The sequence below is a fragment of the Streptomyces sp. NPDC012935 genome, assembly GCF_042900345.1.
In the GTDB taxonomy this organism is placed as follows: domain Bacteria; phylum Actinomycetota; class Actinomycetes; order Streptomycetales; family Streptomycetaceae; genus Streptomyces.
The window spans coordinates 43,869-61,320 of sequence record NZ_JBIBBC010000007.1; the positions used below are offsets into that span (position 1 = coordinate 43,869).

The 17,452-nt window shown below is 72.7% G+C and carries 10 protein-coding genes and 1 riboswitch; of the genes, 6 read left to right on the plus strand and 4 right to left on the minus strand.

The window, feature by feature from the left end:
• Positions 1 to 18 precede the first annotated feature (18 nt).
• The 4 genes from ACFY5C_RS18705 (at position 19) to ACFY5C_RS18720 (ending at position 10,913) form a co-directional block, all read left to right on the plus strand.
• Positions 19 to 3,915: a tubulin-like doman-containing protein gene (locus ACFY5C_RS18705; RefSeq protein WP_389445526.1), complete on the plus strand. Its 3,897-nt coding sequence runs from the start codon at positions 19 to 21 to the stop codon at positions 3,913 to 3,915.
• Positions 3,912 to 6,647 carry a hypothetical protein gene (locus ACFY5C_RS18710; RefSeq protein ID WP_389445528.1) on the plus strand — a complete coding sequence of 912 codons (2,736 nt, stop codon included), beginning with the start codon at positions 3,912 to 3,914 and terminating at the stop codon, positions 6,645 to 6,647. The genes ACFY5C_RS18705 and ACFY5C_RS18710 overlap by 4 nt, the downstream gene beginning before the upstream one ends.
• An 88-nt stretch (positions 6,648 to 6,735) precedes the next feature.
• On the plus strand, positions 6,736 to 8,886 hold the full coding sequence (locus tag ACFY5C_RS18715) for a hypothetical protein (protein WP_389445530.1): 2,151 nt from the start codon (positions 6,736 to 6,738) through the stop codon (positions 8,884 to 8,886).
• Positions 8,883 to 10,913, plus strand: a complete 2,031-nt coding sequence (locus ACFY5C_RS18720; protein ID WP_389445532.1) for a hypothetical protein — start codon at positions 8,883 to 8,885, stop codon at positions 10,911 to 10,913. Before ACFY5C_RS18715 ends, ACFY5C_RS18720 begins: the two co-directional genes overlap by 4 nt.
• Positions 10,914 to 10,930: 17 nt before the next feature.
• On the opposite strand, the gene ACFY5C_RS18725 is transcribed toward ACFY5C_RS18720, so the two are convergent.
• The 4 genes from ACFY5C_RS18725 to gcvT all read right to left on the minus strand — a co-directional run bounded on the left by ACFY5C_RS18725 (position 10,931) and on the right by gcvT (position 15,293).
• Positions 10,931 to 12,298: an L-serine ammonia-lyase gene (locus ACFY5C_RS18725; RefSeq protein WP_389445534.1), complete on the minus strand. Its 1,368-nt coding sequence runs from the start codon at positions 12,296 to 12,298 to the stop codon at positions 10,931 to 10,933.
• Between the two features lie 84 nt (positions 12,299 to 12,382).
• Positions 12,383 to 13,657 (minus strand): serine hydroxymethyltransferase, encoded by a 1,275-nt coding sequence (glyA, locus tag ACFY5C_RS18730; RefSeq protein WP_389445536.1) that lies wholly within the window; start codon positions 13,655 to 13,657, stop codon positions 12,383 to 12,385.
• 16 nt (positions 13,658 to 13,673) lie between these two features.
• Complete coding sequence (gene gcvH / locus ACFY5C_RS18735) at positions 13,674 to 14,051, minus strand: glycine cleavage system protein GcvH (RefSeq protein WP_328423188.1); 378 nt, start codon at positions 14,049 to 14,051, stop codon at positions 13,674 to 13,676.
• A 120-nt stretch (positions 14,052 to 14,171) separates the two neighbouring features.
• Positions 14,172 to 15,293, minus strand: a complete 1,122-nt coding sequence (gene gcvT, locus ACFY5C_RS18740) for a glycine cleavage system aminomethyltransferase GcvT (RefSeq protein ID WP_389445538.1) — start codon at positions 15,291 to 15,293, stop codon at positions 14,172 to 14,174.
• A gap of 166 nt (positions 15,294 to 15,459) precedes the next feature.
• Positions 15,460 to 15,558: riboswitch (glycine riboswitch) on the minus strand.
• Between the two features lie 168 nt (positions 15,559 to 15,726).
• Here gcvT and ACFY5C_RS18745 point away from each other — a divergent pair.
• The gene (locus ACFY5C_RS18745) at positions 15,727 to 16,401 is read left to right on the plus strand and encodes an AAA family ATPase (protein WP_389445540.1); all 675 of its coding nucleotides are present in this window, start codon (positions 15,727 to 15,729) and stop codon (positions 16,399 to 16,401) included.
• Between the two features lie 82 nt (positions 16,402 to 16,483).
• Positions 16,484 to 17,275, plus strand: a complete 792-nt coding sequence (locus ACFY5C_RS18750) for an enhanced serine sensitivity protein SseB (protein ID WP_389445542.1) — start codon at positions 16,484 to 16,486, stop codon at positions 17,273 to 17,275.
• Positions 17,276 to 17,452: the final 177 nt, after the last annotated feature.

Consider the following 17,452-nt stretch of genomic DNA (forward strand, 5'->3'; position numbering starts at 1 on the left):
AGAGCGGGGAGGAAACCCATGAAGATCTTCCAGCCGATGCTCTTCGTCGGCCTGGGCGGCACCGGGGGCCTGGTCGGCGCCGAACTGGAACGCAGACTGCGCGCCGAACTGTGCGGCCCCGACGGCATGGCGCTCAGCAGGCAGAACGGTCACGCCCCCTTCCAACTGCCCGACTGCCTGCAGTTCGTGTACGCGGACTACAGCGAGAGCGACCTCCACCGGCTGCCGCAGTTCAACGTGGACCCGTCCCTGCGGGCGGCGTACGCCCGGACCTCCCGGGCCACCCACAACCTGCTGCCGAACTTCGACGCCTCACCCGAAGTCACCAAGATGCTCCGGGCCGTCCTGCGCGACGAGGTCGCCGACTGGCTGCCGCCGCGCATCGACGAACCCAAGGTCACCCCGCTGCACGCCGGTGCCGGCCAGCTGCCCACCGTCGGCCGCGCCGCCCTGTTCGCCACCCTGAGGCACAGCCTGGCCCCCGTCCTGGAGCCGCTGCTGCAGGCGATCGACTCGATGGCCAGGGCGGCGGGCGAGCTGAGCGAGCTCGGTGGCGGCAAGGTCAACGGCTGCGACGTCTTCGTCGCCTTCTCGGTGGCCGGCGGCACCGGCGCCGGGATCTTCCTGGACTATCTGCACCTGATCAACCACGCCTTCCAGCTGCGCCGCTTCGACGGCGTGAAGATCTACCCGCTGGTCGTGATGCCGTCGTCGTTCTCCGCCGCCACCGGTGGCGGAAGGGAGGCCGAACTCAACGCGGCCCGGGCGCTGGTCGACCTGTTCCGGCTCGTCGACACGCAGAACGCGCCGTCGGAGGGCGCCGAGATCGGCGATCTCGACCACGAGGTCGGCCTCGGCATCCGCTACCCGGGCATGATGCCGATCCGGCTGCGCACCGGCATCCTGCCCACGGCGTTCCTGTTCAGCCCGACCGCGGGCATCCGCGCCGACGACCTGCGCCGCTCCATCGTCTCCCTGGTGATGTCGCTGATCGGCACCGAACTGGGCGACGGCCGCGTCCAGGGCCGCAAGCAGGCCTCCGACGACGACTTCACGACCTTCGCCGCGAGCTTCATCAACCGGGGTGTGCAGCGCAGCGCCGTGTCCCCGACCGGCATCGGCCGCCAAGGCGTCTCCACCAGCCTGGTGGCCTCCATGACCGCGCCGATGGACCAGCTCGCCGACCTGGTCGCCGGGCGGCTGCTGCGGCTCGCGGTCACCGATCTCGTGGCGCGGCCGCGGGCCGTCCTGCGGGACGGGGCGGTGCCGATGATCCGGGAGCTGTTCGCCGACTCCCACCTCGAAGAGCTATGGGAACGCAGGCAGTTGCCGGTGCCCGAGCCCGATCCGCTGCCTCGCGGCGGCAAGAACATCGAGCAGGCGCTGGGGGAGCGGGTCGCGGACATGCAGCGGCTGCTGTCCGACCTGCGGGCCGAGGCCGACCGCGCGGCCACCGCCATGGCCGACCGGTTCGCCCCGCGCCCCGCCATCGACAAACTGCTGCAGAGCGTGGACCCCTTCCTCGCCGAGCGCGTCGTCAGGGGCGTCCCCGACAGCGACGAGCCGATCGCCCGGCTCGGCTTCCTCGGCATGCTGGACAACCGCGCCCGCACCCCGCAGCGCCCGCCCGGCGTCAAGGAGCAGCCGCCCAAGATCCCCCGGATCAAGGGCCAGTTGGGCGGCCTGGCACCGGCCCGCTGGGGTGACGACGACGTCCAGGCGGCCATCCAGGAGCAGGACGCCTGGTACCAGTGGCGCTGCCGCACGGTGTGGCACGAGGCCTGGCGGGAGCAGCAACAGCACTGGCAGCCCCACGCGGACGCGGCCGGCGCCGACATCGTGCGCCTGGTGAACGCCTTCCGCACGCACAGCGACCAGGAGCGCAAGACCGCCGAGCAGAAGGGCCGCGAACTGTACGAGGACCGCACCGGGATCTCGTATCTGCTGCCGCCGCAGCGCACCCTGAACCACTTCTACGAGGACGTCGTCACCCGGCTCATCCGCCGGGAGGGCCTGCGGGAGAACGATGACGAGGCCGCGCTGCTGCTCAAGCTGGTCGACGGCGACACCTGGCGTCAGGTCCACACGCTCAGCCGGCGCGACCCGGAGGGCGCGGTGGCCCGGGTCAAGGGGCAGCTGGAGGCCCGGATCACCCGGCTGTTCGCGGAGAGCGGCGCGCACCTGGAGGAGCGGCCGCTGCTGCCGTCGATGGGCATGCTGCTGGCCGCCGCGGCGGGCGACGCGGACGCCACCGAACAGGTCAGCAAGGAGGCCCTCGACCTCTTCGGCCGCAAGCTCGCCGGGCTGCTGCCGGTCGGGTTCACCCCGGAGGGCACCGGACTGCTGCGGGTGCTGGTGACCCATCCACGGGTGCAGGCCGTGGAGGAGGTGCAGGAATACCTCGGCAAGACGCTGCGGCTGCCCACGGACGCGAAGAACTCCGTGGAGTACCGGGGCGTGGAGAGCGACTCCGTCACCGTGGTCCTCTTCCGCAGCGAGATGAGCCTCACCCAGGTGCCCGAGGCCCGCAAGGTGCTGCGGCAGTGGGCCCGCGCGAAGGACTCCGAGCAGGCCCAGGACGTCCTGCGGTGGCGGCAGCGGCTCGGCTTCCGGGACAGCTGGATGGTGAGCAGCGAGGAGGACCGGCGCGTCATCATGCACCGGCTGCTGTGCTGCATGTGGAACGGCCAGGTCGACGTGGTGGACGGCGACCCCGCGTCGCCGGAGCGGGTGCGGCTGCGGCTGTTCCCCGAGAAGGGCGCCCATGTCCCGGGCGTGCGGCTGCGGCTTGGGGACTACCCCGGCGGGGTGTCCAGCTGGGCCGAGTTGCTGCGCGCGTACGAACGCTGGACGGTGCTCGACGACGAGCGGACCGTCGAGGACTACTGCCGTGAGCTGATGGGGGCGCAGCCGTCCGGCCTCGCCCGGACCGGCAGCGAACCGCACCCCCTCTTCATTGACCTCGTCGAGAAGATCGCCCCGCGTCAGCTGGAGCTGCTGGCGGACCGCCGGGAACAGGGCGGCGAGCGGGTCGAGGGCTGGGTGCGGCCGCTGTGGGAGTTCTGGGCGGAGACCCTCCCGGCCGCCCTGGACACCGAGTTCGGCGACCAGCGTGCCGTCCAGCCGACCCTGCGCACCCTGCTGGAACACGTCCGAGGCGGCACCCCGGCCCGCCCGCGCACCCCGGACGGCCTCGCGGAACCCCGCCGCCGCCCCCGGGACGACGACTTCGGCACCGCCCCGGTCGACTCGTTCGACTCCCTCGACACCTCCCGACGCGATCAGGGTGACCGGGACGACGACGCCGACGAGCGGGGCACGCGGGCAGGGGCGCGGTACGGCGGCGACGACGGGCCGTACGGCGGCGAACGCGGCGAGGCGGAGCGGGACCGCCGGGACAGGCGGGGCACGCGTCGTGACAGCGACGCCGAACCGCGTGCCGGTGACCACAGCGACGCCTACGACCGGCCGTTCGGCGACGAGCGCGGCCACGGGGACCCGGAAGGCCGGGACGACCGGGGCACCCGCCGCGCCGGCGAGACCGGGACCCGCGCCTACAGCCGCCACGAGGGTGACGACGACTACGACCGGCCGCACGGCAGTGAGCGCCGTCGTGCCGAACCGGGCGAGGAGCGGGACTTCTGGGGCGACCCTCGTGACAGTGGCCGCGCCGGGGTCCGCGACGACAGCCGTCGAGGCGCACACGGCGATCACGACGAGCCCGGCGGCGACGACCGGCGGGACGGTGACCGGCGGGACGACGAGGACCGCGAGGGACCGGGCGCTCGGCGGCGCGAGGGCGGCGAGGAGTACGGGACCAGGACCACTGCCCGAAACCGTGACGACCTGCCTCCGGCGCCGTGGGACGACGACTCCGCCCGGCGCACCGGCTCCTGGGACGGTGACGTGCTGTGAGCGTGTCGCAGGACTTCGGTGCCGTCATCCGTCTCGACCTGCGGGCCGGGGCGGCCGCGCTGCACAGCCCGTCGGCGCTGCGGGCCAGGGTCGCCCAGGAGTTGGGCCGGGCCGGGCTGCCCGAACCCGACGACCCGCTGTTCCTGGTCGTCGACACCCCGGCCGGGCTGACCGATCACCGGCCGCAGTACGAACTCATCACCGGCTACCGGGCCGTGGGCGAGGTCAGGCTTCTGGTGCTGCTGGTCGGCAGCGCGCCGGGCTCGTTCGCGGGCGAGGAAGGCGGCTTCCAGCCCGACCGCCGGCTGCTGCGCCCCTCGGTGCTGCGGGCGCCGGGCAGCGGGCTGCTGTGGGCCGGCGATCTGCGCTCCGCGCGCACCGCGCTGGAGCAGCCCGCAGCCGACGACCCGGACGCGCTGGCGGTCCTGGTCGACGTGCTGTCGGTCCCGGACGTCTACCTCAGCGTGCTGCACGGCGTCCAGTCGCTGCCCGAGGCCGTCGCCGCGCCCGGCGTACGGCTGCTGGAGCAGGACCTGCCGCCGGAGGTGCGCGACCGGGCCTGGCGCGACGCGCTCACCCGGTTCGCCGGCGATGACACCGAACTCGCCCCGGACGTCGTGCTGACCGCCTCCTCCGGCGCCGATCTGCCGGAGCCGCTGCGCCGCCTGGTGGTGGGCCGCGGCGGGCAGGACCTGGGACACCGGGAGCCCGGCGGAGTGGCGGACGACGCCCACCGCGCCTGCGCGGACGCCCTCGACCACGCAGAGGACGCGCTGGCCGGGCTGCGGACCCTGCCCGGGCTGCTGCGCGCCTCGCGCCGGGAGGCTTTCGAGGCGGACGTCGACCAGGCACGCCAGGCGCTCGACAACTACCGGGATCTCGTCGCCACGGCCCTGCGCAGCGGCGGCGGCACGGCAGCGTCCGCCGCCGAGTCGGCGACCCGGCTCGCGGCCCTCGGACTGCGGGTGCCGTCCGCCGAGGGCATGGGCGAGCGGATCGGCGAAGGGCTGAAGGAGTTCGCCCAGAAACTGCTCGGCCAGGGGCTCGCCCTGCGGTCGGTGGCGCAGCGCTTCACCGGCCTGGCCGGGCGCGCCGAGCCACTGCCGGGTACGGCGCTGCTGCCGAGGCTCGCCCCGTACTCCGCCGAGGCGGTGGCCCGGCAGACGGGGACGGCGGACGCCGCGGGCGCCGGCCTCCCGGTGGCCGGGCCGTTGGCGGCGGCCTGGGCGGGCCTGCTCGGTGCGCTGTGGTGGGGGCCGTTGCTCGCCCTGGCGGTCGTCGTGCCGCTGCTGTTCGTCGGCATGGCCATGCTCGGGGCGGCCCGGCTGCGCGGTGCGGGACGCCCAGGCCGCTGGGCCGTCGCCCCCAGGGTCGCGGCGGTCGGCGGCACGGCCGTCGGGGCCGGGGTGTCGTACGCCATCGAACCCCCGGTCTGGCTGGGCACGATCGGGCTGCTGCTCGGCCTCGGCGTCGCCCTGGAGACGGTGCGCCGGATCTGGCGGGCGGCGGCCGCCGACTGGGCGCCGGGCCACACGACCGCCGTACTGCGCCGGGCCCTTGACGGGCTCGACGCCCTGCTGGCGGAGGCGGTCCGGGAGCACTGGGCCGTCGAGGAGCGCCTGTACTGCGCCGACGCCGCCCGTTCCGTCGCCGGCATGCTGCGGGCGACGGCGGCAGCGGCGCAGGCCGAGGCGGTGCCCGAACCGGCGCGGCTCTCGGCGGCCGGGGTGCCCGGCGGCTTCGACGTGCCCGGGGCCCGCACGCCCGCCGACGACGACTGGCTCTCCGACGACCTGGACCTCGGACCGGACGACGCCGGTTCCGGGTCCGACGACGGTGAGAGCGACTGGGCGAGCGTGTACGCCTGGGACGACGGTCCTTCGTGGGAGGAGCCCGCGCAGGAGAAGGGGAACGAGACGGCCCCGCAGCAGAGTTACGCCGCCCCGTCGCCGGACCGCTCCAAGGGGGTTCCGCGCTGGCTGGACCGGGAGAGCGGGGAGGGTGGGCCCGACCTGGTCGCCACCCTGTCGGCCGATCTGACGGACGCCGCCCTGGAGGCGATGAAGCCCTACTGGGGTGCCGTCGAACGCGGCCAGGCCGGCACCCTCGCCGTCCGGCGCACCGAGGAACGGGTCCGCGCGCTGCTGTCGACGGCCCGTCATCACCTGCAGCACAACGGCGTTCTGGCCCCACCCCCGTTCGCCGCTGCCCGCCGCGTCCGAGCCACCTCGGCCAACCTCCTCGGCACCGACCCGCACGGACCGGCCGACCTGGTCGGCGCCGAGGCCGACCGGCAGGCCGTCGTGCAGCTGTCCTCGCCCGAACAGGGCGCACTGCTCAGCCGCGACCCGGCGGCCGCGGTGTGGCTCAGGTTCGCCCCCAGGGCGGTACGCGACGAGGTCGAGAAGGCCTGGCGTTCGAGCGGCTCGGTCCACCCGGACGACGTCCGGTGGACGTCGTCGGGACGCTACGCCGGCCTGATACGGCTCACCCCGCTCCGGATCGGCGTGGTGCACACCGTCCGCCCCCGGCACGGCGCCGAGCCCGACGGGGCCGACAGCGACGCGGTACTGGACACGGACGACGCGCCGGAGACGTACGGCACGACGACCGCGTACGACAGGGCCGACCGGGACGAGCCGGTGAACCGCCACGAGCGGACCGGCTCCCACGACCGCCCGGGACGGACGGAGTCGTACGACTGGCCCGACACGGACGGCGACCCCTGGTGATCCGTCTCGCGCACCCCGACCGGGTGCACCCGCACACTCCGGTGCACCCGCACACTCCGGTGCTCACGCACGAACGAAAGGACCGCCGGTGAGCAGCACCCCGTATCCCCCGCAGGGGCCGGGCGGTCCGCCGCCGGACAAGCTCGCCTTCACCGTGCCCTCGGGGCGGCGCCGGGTCACCCCGGTCCGCGTGGGCCGGGAGGTCCGCCGCGACCGGCCGCTGCCCCAGCTGATCCGCAAGGCGAGGCTCGACGACGAGGGACAGCAGTGCGTGCAGGTGCGCCTGAGCGCCAAGGACGCGGCGAACCCAGCGGCGCGCGCCCTGCTGGACACGGAGGCGGGCACCGCCCTGCACCTGCAACAACTGCTCGGCGACACGGAGTTCGCCGCGCTCTTCCCGAGGATCGTCGGCTACGAGCTGGACACGGCCGAGCCGTTCCTGCTGTACGACCCGCCGCGTGGCACGCCCGTCGCACGGATCCACGTGATGTCCGCGACCGACCAGGACGTCTTCACCAGGGATCTGATGCTGGCCCTGTGCCTGCTGGAGGGCCAGGGCCTGGTGCCACGCGACATCTCCCCCAACTCCGTGCGCTGGGACGGCGCCAAGGTGCAGCTGTGGGGGCTGGAGTCGGTGACCCGGACCGGGCGGCCCAGGCGCCCGTGGGGCCGGACGCCGTTCTGCCCGCCGGAACAGCGACGGGGCGAGGGGCTCGCCGACTCCCGGGACGCGGTGTGGAGCGCGGCCCAGGTGCTCTACCAGCTGGTGACCGGACGGCCCGGACCGGCCGACCGGACACCTCCCGACCTCGCCGAACACCGCAGGCTCGACCGGACCCTGCGGGACGCCTTCGCGCCGCGGGCGGCCGACCGGCCGACACCCGCCCAGGTGCTCGACCTGGTGAAGCCGGGCGCCGCCCGCCGCGTCCGGCTCGCGGTGCCGCCCGACGAGACGCGCCCGCACCACGAGGCCTTCGAGGAGGCGCTGCGCCTCAAGCGCGAGGCACCGGCCGGGCGCAGCGACGGCGCGGTGCGCGGCGACGGCGAAGTGCTGTGCCCGTACTGCCTGGAGACCATCCGGCTCGACCTCACCAAGCTGTTCGTCACCGACAGCCGCATGCAGTACCAGCCACTGGACCTCGCGGGCATCACCAACCCCGTGCGGCGGACCGACATCATGCGCGGCGCCGTCCAGAAGTGCACGGCGGACCAGGACTTCCCCGAGCACTTCATCCCGGTGCCCTATCTGACGTACGGCCGCCCGCTGACCGTCGCGATGGTCGGCCAGTCCTCCACCGGCAAGAGTCATCTGCTGACCCAGATGATCGCGGCCGTCACCGACGGCGGGCTGGAGCCGTACGGCCTGAAGTGGCAGTCCGTCAACCCGGAGCAGCACGCCCGGTTCGTACGGGAACGGGTGCAGCCGCTGCGCAACGGCAAGGTCCTCGACCACACGGCCGCGCTCGGCCTGGACGACTTCGCCCGCTTCGTGGAGTCCCTGCTCATCACCGACGCCCGCGGGCAGGTGCGCCCCGTCGCCTTCTTCGACCTCGGCGGCGAGGACCTCGTACGCACCGACGCGGCGCTGCGGTTCCTGCTGGGCGTCGACGCCCTGGTCTTCGTCGTCGACCCGGCGCTGGCACTTCCGCTGCCGCAGCTGGACCACGCCAGGGAACGCTGGGGAGTCGAGGTGAACCGGGACGGCGACCTCGCCTTCGGCACCGTCCTGGACCGGCTGCCCAAGAACGGCCCGTACGTGGACGTGCCCGCCGCGATGGTGCTGGGCAAGGCAGACCTCCTCAGGTTCCAGCCGCCCGTCGACCGGTGGCTGACCCGCCCGCCGGCCACCTCCCTGGACCCGGAACTGATGCGTGAGGAGAGCCGGGACGTGCACGGGCTGCTGCGCCGGCACGCCGGCCAGGCGTGGTTGCGCCCCTTCGACGCGATCCGCCGCTGCACCCTGCACGTCGCGTCCGCCACCGGCGGCCAGGAGGACCAGGGCCGTTATCCGGCGGGCGCGGGACCCCGGCGGGTGCTGGAGCCCCTGGTCGCGCTGCTGGCGATGCACGGGCTGATTCAAGTGCCGGGCGGCGCCGAGGCGTTGGCCGTGGGCGAGGCGCCCGCGCTGGAGGCGGTGCCGTGGGACGAAGCCGGGGCATTCGAGGCGATGTCCGCAGGAATCGAGAGGTCTGAAGGGCCCGAGGAGCCCGAGGGATCCGAGGGAGGGGAACATCGGTGAGCGAATTCCAGGACCGGGGCCCGGTGCACCAGGCCGTCTTCCGCTGGGACGGCAACCACGGCCGTCAGGGCACCGGCATGAACGCCGTCGCACACTCCTGCGAGCCCGCGCGTGCCGAGGAACTCGGCCGGGAACTGGGCCCGTTGCTGTGGGTGTCCGGCGCGGCGGCGGCACGGCCGAGCGTCGTGCGCACCGTGTCCCGCGACGGTGACGTCCTGCTCGTCCAGCGCTGGCCCACCACCGACCGGGGCGGCCGGCCCAGCACGGTCAGCCATGTACTCATCGGCGACCGCGGCACCCTCGGGGTCCGGGAGTGCCTGGGGCTGGCGTACCGCGGCTGGCGCAAGCAGGAGAAGGCCGAGCAGGCGTCGGGCCGGCTGCCCGAGATCGACCCCGCGAGACTCGACGACCTCGCGCACCAGCGGCTGCCGGAGATGCTGGAGCGGCTGCCCAAGGTCGCGCACGCGCTGATCCTCACCACCGCGGAGTTGCTGCGCGATCCCACGCAGCGGGTGTCGCTGCTCCTGGAGGAGGAGACCCCGCGCGACTGGCCGGACCGGGACGCCGTACCACTGGTCTGTCTCGGGCTCTACCTGCTGTTCGGGCGTTGGCTGGGGCAGGAGTGGACGTTCGCCACCTGCGACTCCGTCGACACCCACGCCCTGCGGCTGATGGCCGTCCCGCGCTGGGAACCGGACACGGGCGGCTCCGGCCCGCTCGCCAGGGTCATGGGCCGCCCGCACAACAATCCACGCTTCGAGCACAAGGCGGCGGCCCGGCTGGTCGACTACCTCCTGGCGCACCGGGAGGAGGCCCCTGGCGTACCGCAACTCGTCGAGGAACTTCCCGACGGGGCGGCCCTGGACTGGGAGCGACGCCGTGACCGGCTCTGGAGAATCCTGGGGGAGGAGCGGGAACGGGAGCAGGATCGGGATCGGGATCGGGAAGCCGGACGAGCGCGGGATCGGGATCCGGGCCCTGAGAGGCCCCCGACACCGGCCGCCGCCCGCGCCACCGTCGCCCCGGCGCCGCAGACAGCGCCGTACCCGCACCCTGTCGCCGAGCACCACGCGGAGGCACACACCGAGTCGTACGAGCATCCTCGCCGGGAGCCGTACGCCGAGCCACGCCCGCAGCCGTACACCGGGCCTCGCCCGGAGCCGTACGCCGAGCCTCGCCCGCAGCCGTACGCCGAGCCACGCTCGGAGCCGTACGCCGAGCCGTACGCCGAGCCCTCTCCGGAGCCGTACGGAAGACCGTATGCGAGCCCGGCACTCGCACCCTCCCCGGCGTCAGCACCCTCTGCCCTGCGCCGGGACCTGCGCGAGTACCGCCGCGGGGACGGGAGTCGGCGCAGCATCCTGATGGCGGACCTGCGCATGCGGCCCGACGAGGTGCTCCTCGGTGAGCTGCGCTCCGGCGAACTGCCGCGGGACTCGGTGGAACTGCTGCTGAACGAGTTGGGCAGGCCGGACCGTGCCAACGTGCGTCACCCGGACCTGCGACACGAGCTGTGCGCCGAGGTGCTGCGCAAGGACCTGTACTTCACCCCGCAGACGGCCAACGGGGAACACCCGTCGAGGAAGGCCATGATCGATCTCTCGGCCGACCTCTTCACGTGGGCCGTCGCCCCGCTCACCCGCGACGAACGCTATCTGCGCGACCTGCAGGAACTGCTCTACCGCATGAGCCGCGACCCCCACCCCACCACCGGCAACTGGCTCCGGCAGAGCATCATCGAACCGGCGAACGGCAAGATCCCCGACCTGCCGCCGGTGCTGTGGAGGCAGCTCCTGCGCGATGCCATGAGCCGCAACGAGGGGCTGCCGCCCGCACCCGCCCTGCCCCGCCCCACGACGGTGCCCCTGGCGCCAGCGGCACCCGCGCAGCCGTCCGCCTTCAGACCGCAGCCGCCCACCGCCATGGCACGCGTCTCCGACCTGATGAACAACCCGGGCTGCTTCATCACAACCAGCCTCGTCGTGATCGCCGTACTCCTGGGAGTCGCCCTGATGCTCTTCGTCTAGCCCTCGGTCAGCGTGGATCAGCACTCGATGATGTTGACCGCCAGCCCGCCCCGGGCCGTCTCCTTGTACTTCACGGACATGTCGGCGCCCGTGTCCTTCATGGTCTTGATGACCTTGTCCAGGGACACCTTGTGCGAGCCGTCCCCGCGCATGGCCATCCGCGCCGCCGTGACCGCCTTCACGGCGGCCATGCCGTTGCGCTCGATGCACGGGATCTGGACGAGGCCGCCGACCGGGTCGCAGGTCAGGCCGAGGTTGTGCTCCATGCCGATCTCGGCGGCGTTCTCGACCTGCTCCGGGGAACCGCCGAGCACCTCCGCCAGCGCGCCCGCCGCCATCGAGCAGGCCGAGCCGACCTCGCCCTGGCAGCCGACCTCGGCGCCGGAGATGGACGCGTTCTCCTTGAAGAGCATGCCGATCGCGCCGGCGGCCAGCATGAAGCGGACCACGCCCTCCTCGTCCGCGCCGGGCACGAAGTTGATGTAGTAGTGCAGGACGGCGGGGATGATGCCGGCCGCGCCGTTCGTCGGGGCGGTCACGACGCGGCCACCCGCCGCGTTCTCCTCGTTCACGGCCATCGCGTAGAGAGTGATCCACTCCATGGCGAGCGCCTTGGGGTCGCCCTCGGAGCGCAGCTTGCGGGCCGTGTTCGCGGCACGGCGGCGCACCTTCAGGCCGCCCGGCAGGATGCCCTCACGCGACATCCCCCGCGACACGCACTCCCGCATCACCTGCCAGATCTCCAGCAGGCCCGCGCGGATCTCCTCCTCCGTGCGCCAGGCCCGCTCGTTCTCCAGCATCAGCGCGGAGATCGACAGACCCGTCTCCTGTGTCAGGCGCAGCAGCTCGTCGCCCGTACGGAAGGGGTACTTCAGGACCGTGTCGTCCAGCTTGATCCGGTCCGCGCCGACCGCCTCCTCGTCGACGACGAAGCCGCCGCCCACCGAGTAGTAGGTCTTGGAGAGCAGCTCCCCGCCGGACGCGTCGTACGCCCACAGCGTCATGCCGTTCGCGTGGTAGGGCAGTGCCTTGCGGCGGTGCAGGATCAGGTCCTCGTCGAAGGAGAACGGGATGTCGCGCTCACCGAGCAGCCGCAGCCGGCCCTCACTCTTGATCGCCTCCACCCGCTCGTCGGCGCTCTCCACGTCCACCGTGCGCGGCGAGGCGTCCTCCAGGCCGAGCAGCACCGCCTTCGGGGTGCCGTGTCCGTGGCCGGTCGCGCCCAGGGAGCCGTACAGCTCGCACCGCAGGGACGCGACGGAGTCCACCAGACCCTCGTTGCGCAGACGGCGTGCGAACATGCGTGCCGCGCGCATCGGGCCGACCGTGTGGGAGCTGGACGGGCCGATGCCGATCGAGAACAGGTCGAAGACCGAGATGGCCACGGGGGACTCCTCAATACGGGGTGGAACAGGGGCGTGGGGTGTCCCGCTCACCTACGAGTGTGCGGGACACCCCACAGAAAGGAACTACTTGTTCAGACCGGGGTACAGCGGGTGCTTGTCCGCGAGCGCCCTGACCCGGGCCTTCAGCGCGTCCGCGTCGTAGGACGGCTTCAGCGCCGCGGCGATGACGTCCGCGACCTCGGCGAAGTCCTCGGCCGTGAAACCGCGGGTCGCCAGCGCCGGCGTGCCGATCCGCAGACCCGAGGTCACCATCGGCGGGCGCGGGTCGTTCGGGACGGCGTTGCGGTTGACCGTGATGCCGACCTCGTGGAGGCGGTCCTCGGCCTGCTGGCCGTCCAGCTCCGACTCACGCAGATCCACGAGGATCAGGTGCACGTCGGTGCCGCCGGACAGCACGTTCACACCGGCCTCGCGGGCGTCGGCGGCGGTCAGACGGTCGGCGAGAATCCGCGCGCCCTCGACCGTACGGCGCTGGCGCTCCTTGAAGTCCTCGCTCGCGGCGACCTTGAAGGAGACCGCCTTGGCCGCGATCACGTGCTCCAGGGGACCGCCCTGGAAGCCCGGGAAGACGGACGAGTTCAGCTTCTTCGCGAAGTCCTTCTTCGCCAGGATGATGCCGCCGCGCGGGCCGCCGAGCGTCTTGTGCGTGGTGGAGGTGACCACGTCCGCGTGCTCGACCGGGTTCGGGTGCAGGCCCGCCGCGACCAGACCGGCGAAGTGCGCCATGTCGACCCACAGGTACGCCTCGACCTCGTCGGCGATCCGGCGGAACTCGGCGAAGTCCAGCTTGCGCGGGTACGCCGACCAGCCGGCGATGATCACCTTCGGGCGGTGCTCCTTGGCGAGCCGCTCGACCTCGGCCATGTCGACCAGGCCGGTCTCGGTGTCCACGTGGTACGGGACCACCTTGAACTGCTTGCCGGAGAAGTTCAGCCGCATCCCGTGCGTGAGGTGGCCGCCGTGGGCCAGGTCCAGGCCCAGGATGGTGTCGCCGGGCTGGGCCAGCGCGAACAGGGCGGCCTGGTTGGCGGAGGCGCCCGAGTGCGGCTGGACGTTGGCGTACTCGGCGCCGAACAGCTCCTTGACCCGGTCGATGGCGATCTGCTCGGCGACGTCGACGTGCTCGCAGCCGCCGTAGTAGCGGCGGCCCGGGTAGCCCTCGGCGTACTTGTTCGTGGCGACCGAGCCCTGCGCCTCCATGACCGCGACCGGCGCGAAGTTCTCGGAGGCGATCATCTCCAGGGTGGACTGCTGGCGCTCCAGCTCGGCGTCGAGCGCGGCGGCGATCGCCGGGTCGAGCTCGTGCAGGGGCGTGTTCAGAAGCGACTTGTCAGACATAAGGGGGTGTAACTCCTCAGCCGGCGGTGTGGGCGACGTACTCGTCGGCGGAGAGCAGGTCGGCCGGCTCCTCCGTGATGCGCACCTTGAACAGCCAGCCGCCCTCGAAGGGGGCCGAGTTCACGAGCGCCGGGTCGTTCACCACGTCCTCGTTGATCTCGGTGATCTCACCGGTGACCGGGGAGTACAGGTCCGACACGGACTTGGTCGACTCCAGCTCGCCGCAGGTGTCACCCGCGGTCACGGTCGAGCCGACCTCGGGGAGCTGGGCGTAGACGACATCGCCGAGCGCGTTGGCCGCGAACTCGGTGATGCCGACCGTCGAGACGCCGTCCTCGGCGGTCGACAGCCACTCGTGCTCCTTGCTGTAGCGCAGCTGCTGGGGGTTGCTCATGGCCTGAATTCTCCTGTACGCGCGGGAGTGGTGATGAAGGGGGACTGCTGGAAACGTGCGTGAGCAGCACAAATGTGCGCAGGCTCACGCATGGGCCGCTGCCAGTCTCTACTTCTGGAGCTACTTCTGCCGCTTGTAGAAGGGCAGCGCCACGACCTCGTACGGCTCGTGGCTGCCGCGGATGTCCACGCCGACCCCGGCCGTGCCCGGCGCGGAGTGCGCGGCGTCGACGTACGCCATCGCGATGGGCTTGCCCAGCGTGGGGGAGGGCGCACCGGAGGTGACCTCGCCGATGACCTCGCCGCCGGCGACGACCGGGTACCCGGCGCGCGGGACGCGACGCCCCTCGGCGATCAGGCCGACCAGGACGCGCGGCGGGTTCTGCGAGGCACGCTCGGCGGCCTCGGCGAGGGCCTCGCGTCCCACGAAGTCGCCCTCCTTCTCGAACTTCACCACCCGGCCGAGCCCGGCGTCGAACGGCGTGAGAGACGTCGACAGCTCGTGGCCGTACAGCGGCATGCCCGCCTCGAGCCGCAGCGTGTCCCGGCAGGACAGACCGCACGGGATCAGGCCGACGCCCTCGCCCGCCTTGGTCAGCGCCTGCCACACCTCGACGGCGTGCTCCGGCTTCAGGAACAGCTCGAAGCCGTCCTCGCCCGTGTAGCCGGTGCGCGCGATGAGGGCGGGGACACCGGCGACGGTGCCGGGCAGACCGGCGTAGTACTTCAGGCCGTCCAGGTCGGCGTCCGTGAGCGACTTGAGGATGCCGGGGGACTGCGGGCCCTGCACGGCGAGCAGGGCGTACGCGTCGCGGTCGTCACGGACCTCGGCGTCGAAGCCGGCGGCCCGCTCGGTCAGCGCGTCCAGCACGACCTGGGCGTTTGAGGCGTTGGCGACGACCATGTACTCGGTCTCGGCGAGCCGGTAGACGATCAGGTCGTCCAGGATGCCGCCGTCGGCCCGGCAGATCATGGTGTAGCGGGCGCGGCCGACGCCGACGGAGGCGATGTTGCCGACCAGGGCGTGGTTCAGGAGGGCCGCCGCGGCGGGGCCGGTGACGGTGATCTCGCCCATGTGGGAGAGGTCGAAGAGGCCGGCCCGGGTGCGCACGGCGTTGTGCTCGTCGCGCTCGGAGCCGTAGCGCAGGGGCATGTCCCAGCCGGCGAAGTCGGTCATCGTCGCACCGAGCGAGCGATGCAGGGCATCGAGCGCGGTGTGACGGAGTTCTTCTGTACTGCTCATCGGACGGTCTTCTCCCAAGGCATGACGGGCGAGGTCGTTCCTCCCCATCTGTCATCGGAACCTGAGAGGTTCGCCATGACCGGCTCCGGGCCAGGTCACGGCTTGCACCTTGGGTGGAGCCCAGGCCTCTTCTCGGCGAAAAGGGGGACTCGCTTTTCAGATGTGCCTCGCCCGCGCGGTAACGGGGCCTGAGAGATTCAAGGGAGGGACTTGCTCCTTCGGCGCCCCAGCGATGCACTGCTGGGAACTCTCCCGCGCGGATTCGAACGGCCGGTATGCAGTTGGCGCGGACATCATTGCACGCCCGGCCCGTCTTCGGCAGGCCACGTCTGTAACGGGGTTGTGGCAGGAAGTGAACGAAAATGCGGGAGATCATCCATTACCTTCTCTTTACGCTCAGTGGGGATGGGGAATCCTGAACCGGAGGAGGACGATGACGGTGAAGCGCACCACGGCGTACGCCACGACGTCGGGCATGGCGCTGCCCAAGCAGCCCGCGGCCCCGGCCGTCGAGGCCCCGGGCACGCGCGTCGCACCGGTGGTCCGTGACCTCCGCGAGCGCTCCGGCCACAGCCCGCACGCGCTGCTCTTCGGCCCCGAGGACCTCGTCGTGATCACGGGGCTGCCCGGCAGCGGCAAGTCCACCCTGATGCGGCGGACCGTGAAGGGCGCCCGCATCGACTCCCAGGACACCCGGGACCGCTGGGACGCCCGGATGCCCGGCTTCCTGCCCTACGCCGTCTACCGCCCCCTGGTCCGCCTCGCGCACTACGCCGGCCTGCGCCGCGCCGTGCGCTCCGGCGAGGGCGTCGTGGTGCACGACTGCGGTACGCAGGCCTGGGTGCGCGGCTGGCTGGCCCGCGAGGCCCGCCGCCGCGGCGGCACCCTGCACCTGCTGCTGCTCGACGTCGACCCGGACACGGCCCTCGAGGGCCAGCGCGAGCGTGGCCGGGGCGTCTCGCGGTACGCCTTCGTGCGCCACCGCAGGGCCGCGGCCCACCTGCTGCGCTCCGTGGAGAAGGGCCACCTGCCCCCGGGATGCGGCTCGGCGGTGCTGATCGACCGGGATGCGGCGGGCGTGCTGCGCCGGATCGGGTTCACGGGCTGACCGGCCGAGGGCCGGTCCGGGACGGCCACCCGCTAGCCTTTTGAGCCACAGCAGCGGTTCACAGCAGGCGGTTGAGAAGTAGATGGACTTCCCGGCGGAACTCCCCGCGGACTTCCCGGCAGGGGCACACCACCACTCCCACGGCGGTTGGCCCGGCAACGAACTGGAGGAGGTGCTCTCGGCCTCCCTCGGCCTCCCCTCGGCCGGCGGCCGGATCATCGAGGTGCTCGGGCGCAGCTTCGTCTGGGTGCCCCTGCCCAGCGGCGGCGGCCCGGACAGCGGACCGCTGGATCTGCCGACGGTGGAGATCGAGGGCCAGGCGTACGTGCCGGTCTTCAGCTCCGAGGAACAGTTCCGCCAGGTGGTCGGCTCCCACATGTCGTTCACCATCGCCCCCGCGGTGGAGTTCGCCCGCGGTCTGCCGCCGCAGGTGGGCATCGCCGTCAACCCCGACGGCGTGGTCGGCGTCCCGCTGCCCCCGGCGGCGGTGGCCGAGCTCTGCCGCGTGGGCCGCACCCCCCTGGACGGCCTCACCTCCGGGGGTCGCGTCAAGCTCTACGAGCCCGACTGGCAGGACGACCCGATCGACTTCCTCGCGGTGGCCTCCGCCGAGTTCGCCGAAACCGGCGTGGTCACCACGGCCCGCCGCTGCCTCGCGTCGATCGAGACGGCCACCCCGGTGATGTTCATCGGCGTGGAACTCGCCCTCTGGGAGGGAGACTTGCGCGCCGCACCCATGGACGCCCTGGCCCGAGCCCTCGGCCGCACCCCGGTGCCGTGGCCGGTCAACCTGATCCTGCTGGACGTGGCCGAGGACCCGGTGATCGCCTGGATGCGCCAGCAGGTGCGCCCCTTTTACCAGCGGGATTTCTAGCGTTCCTCACGGGCAGCGCCCTCCGGGGGCGCGGGGCGGTATCAAAGTGCGGCGCAGCCGCGCGGGCTCGACCAGCCACCATGCACCCGTACACGCGCACGCAGCACAAGGCCCGAGCTGCTGGGCGCCTAAGCTGTCACTCGATGCGGGGCAACTCTCAGAAGGGGCGGTACCACA

Excerpts from the sequence above, each read along its gene's own strand:
- gcvH (WP_328423188.1), bottom strand. The coding sequence starts at position 14,051 with ATGAGCAACCCCCAGCAGCTGCGCTACAGCAAGGAGCACGAGTGGCTG.
- ACFY5C_RS18750 (WP_389445542.1), top strand. The coding sequence starts at position 16,484 with ATGGACTTCCCGGCGGAACTCCCCGCGGACTTCCCGGCAGGGGCACAC.
- glyA (WP_389445536.1), bottom strand. The coding sequence starts at position 13,657 with ATGTCTGACAAGTCGCTTCTGAACACGCCCCTGCACGAGCTCGACCCG.
- ACFY5C_RS18705 (WP_389445526.1), top strand. The coding sequence starts at position 19 with ATGAAGATCTTCCAGCCGATGCTCTTCGTCGGCCTGGGCGGCACCGGG.
- ACFY5C_RS18745 (WP_389445540.1), top strand. The coding sequence starts at position 15,727 with ATGACGGTGAAGCGCACCACGGCGTACGCCACGACGTCGGGCATGGCG.
- gcvT (WP_389445538.1), bottom strand. The coding sequence starts at position 15,293 with ATGAGCAGTACAGAAGAACTCCGTCACACCGCGCTCGATGCCCTGCAT.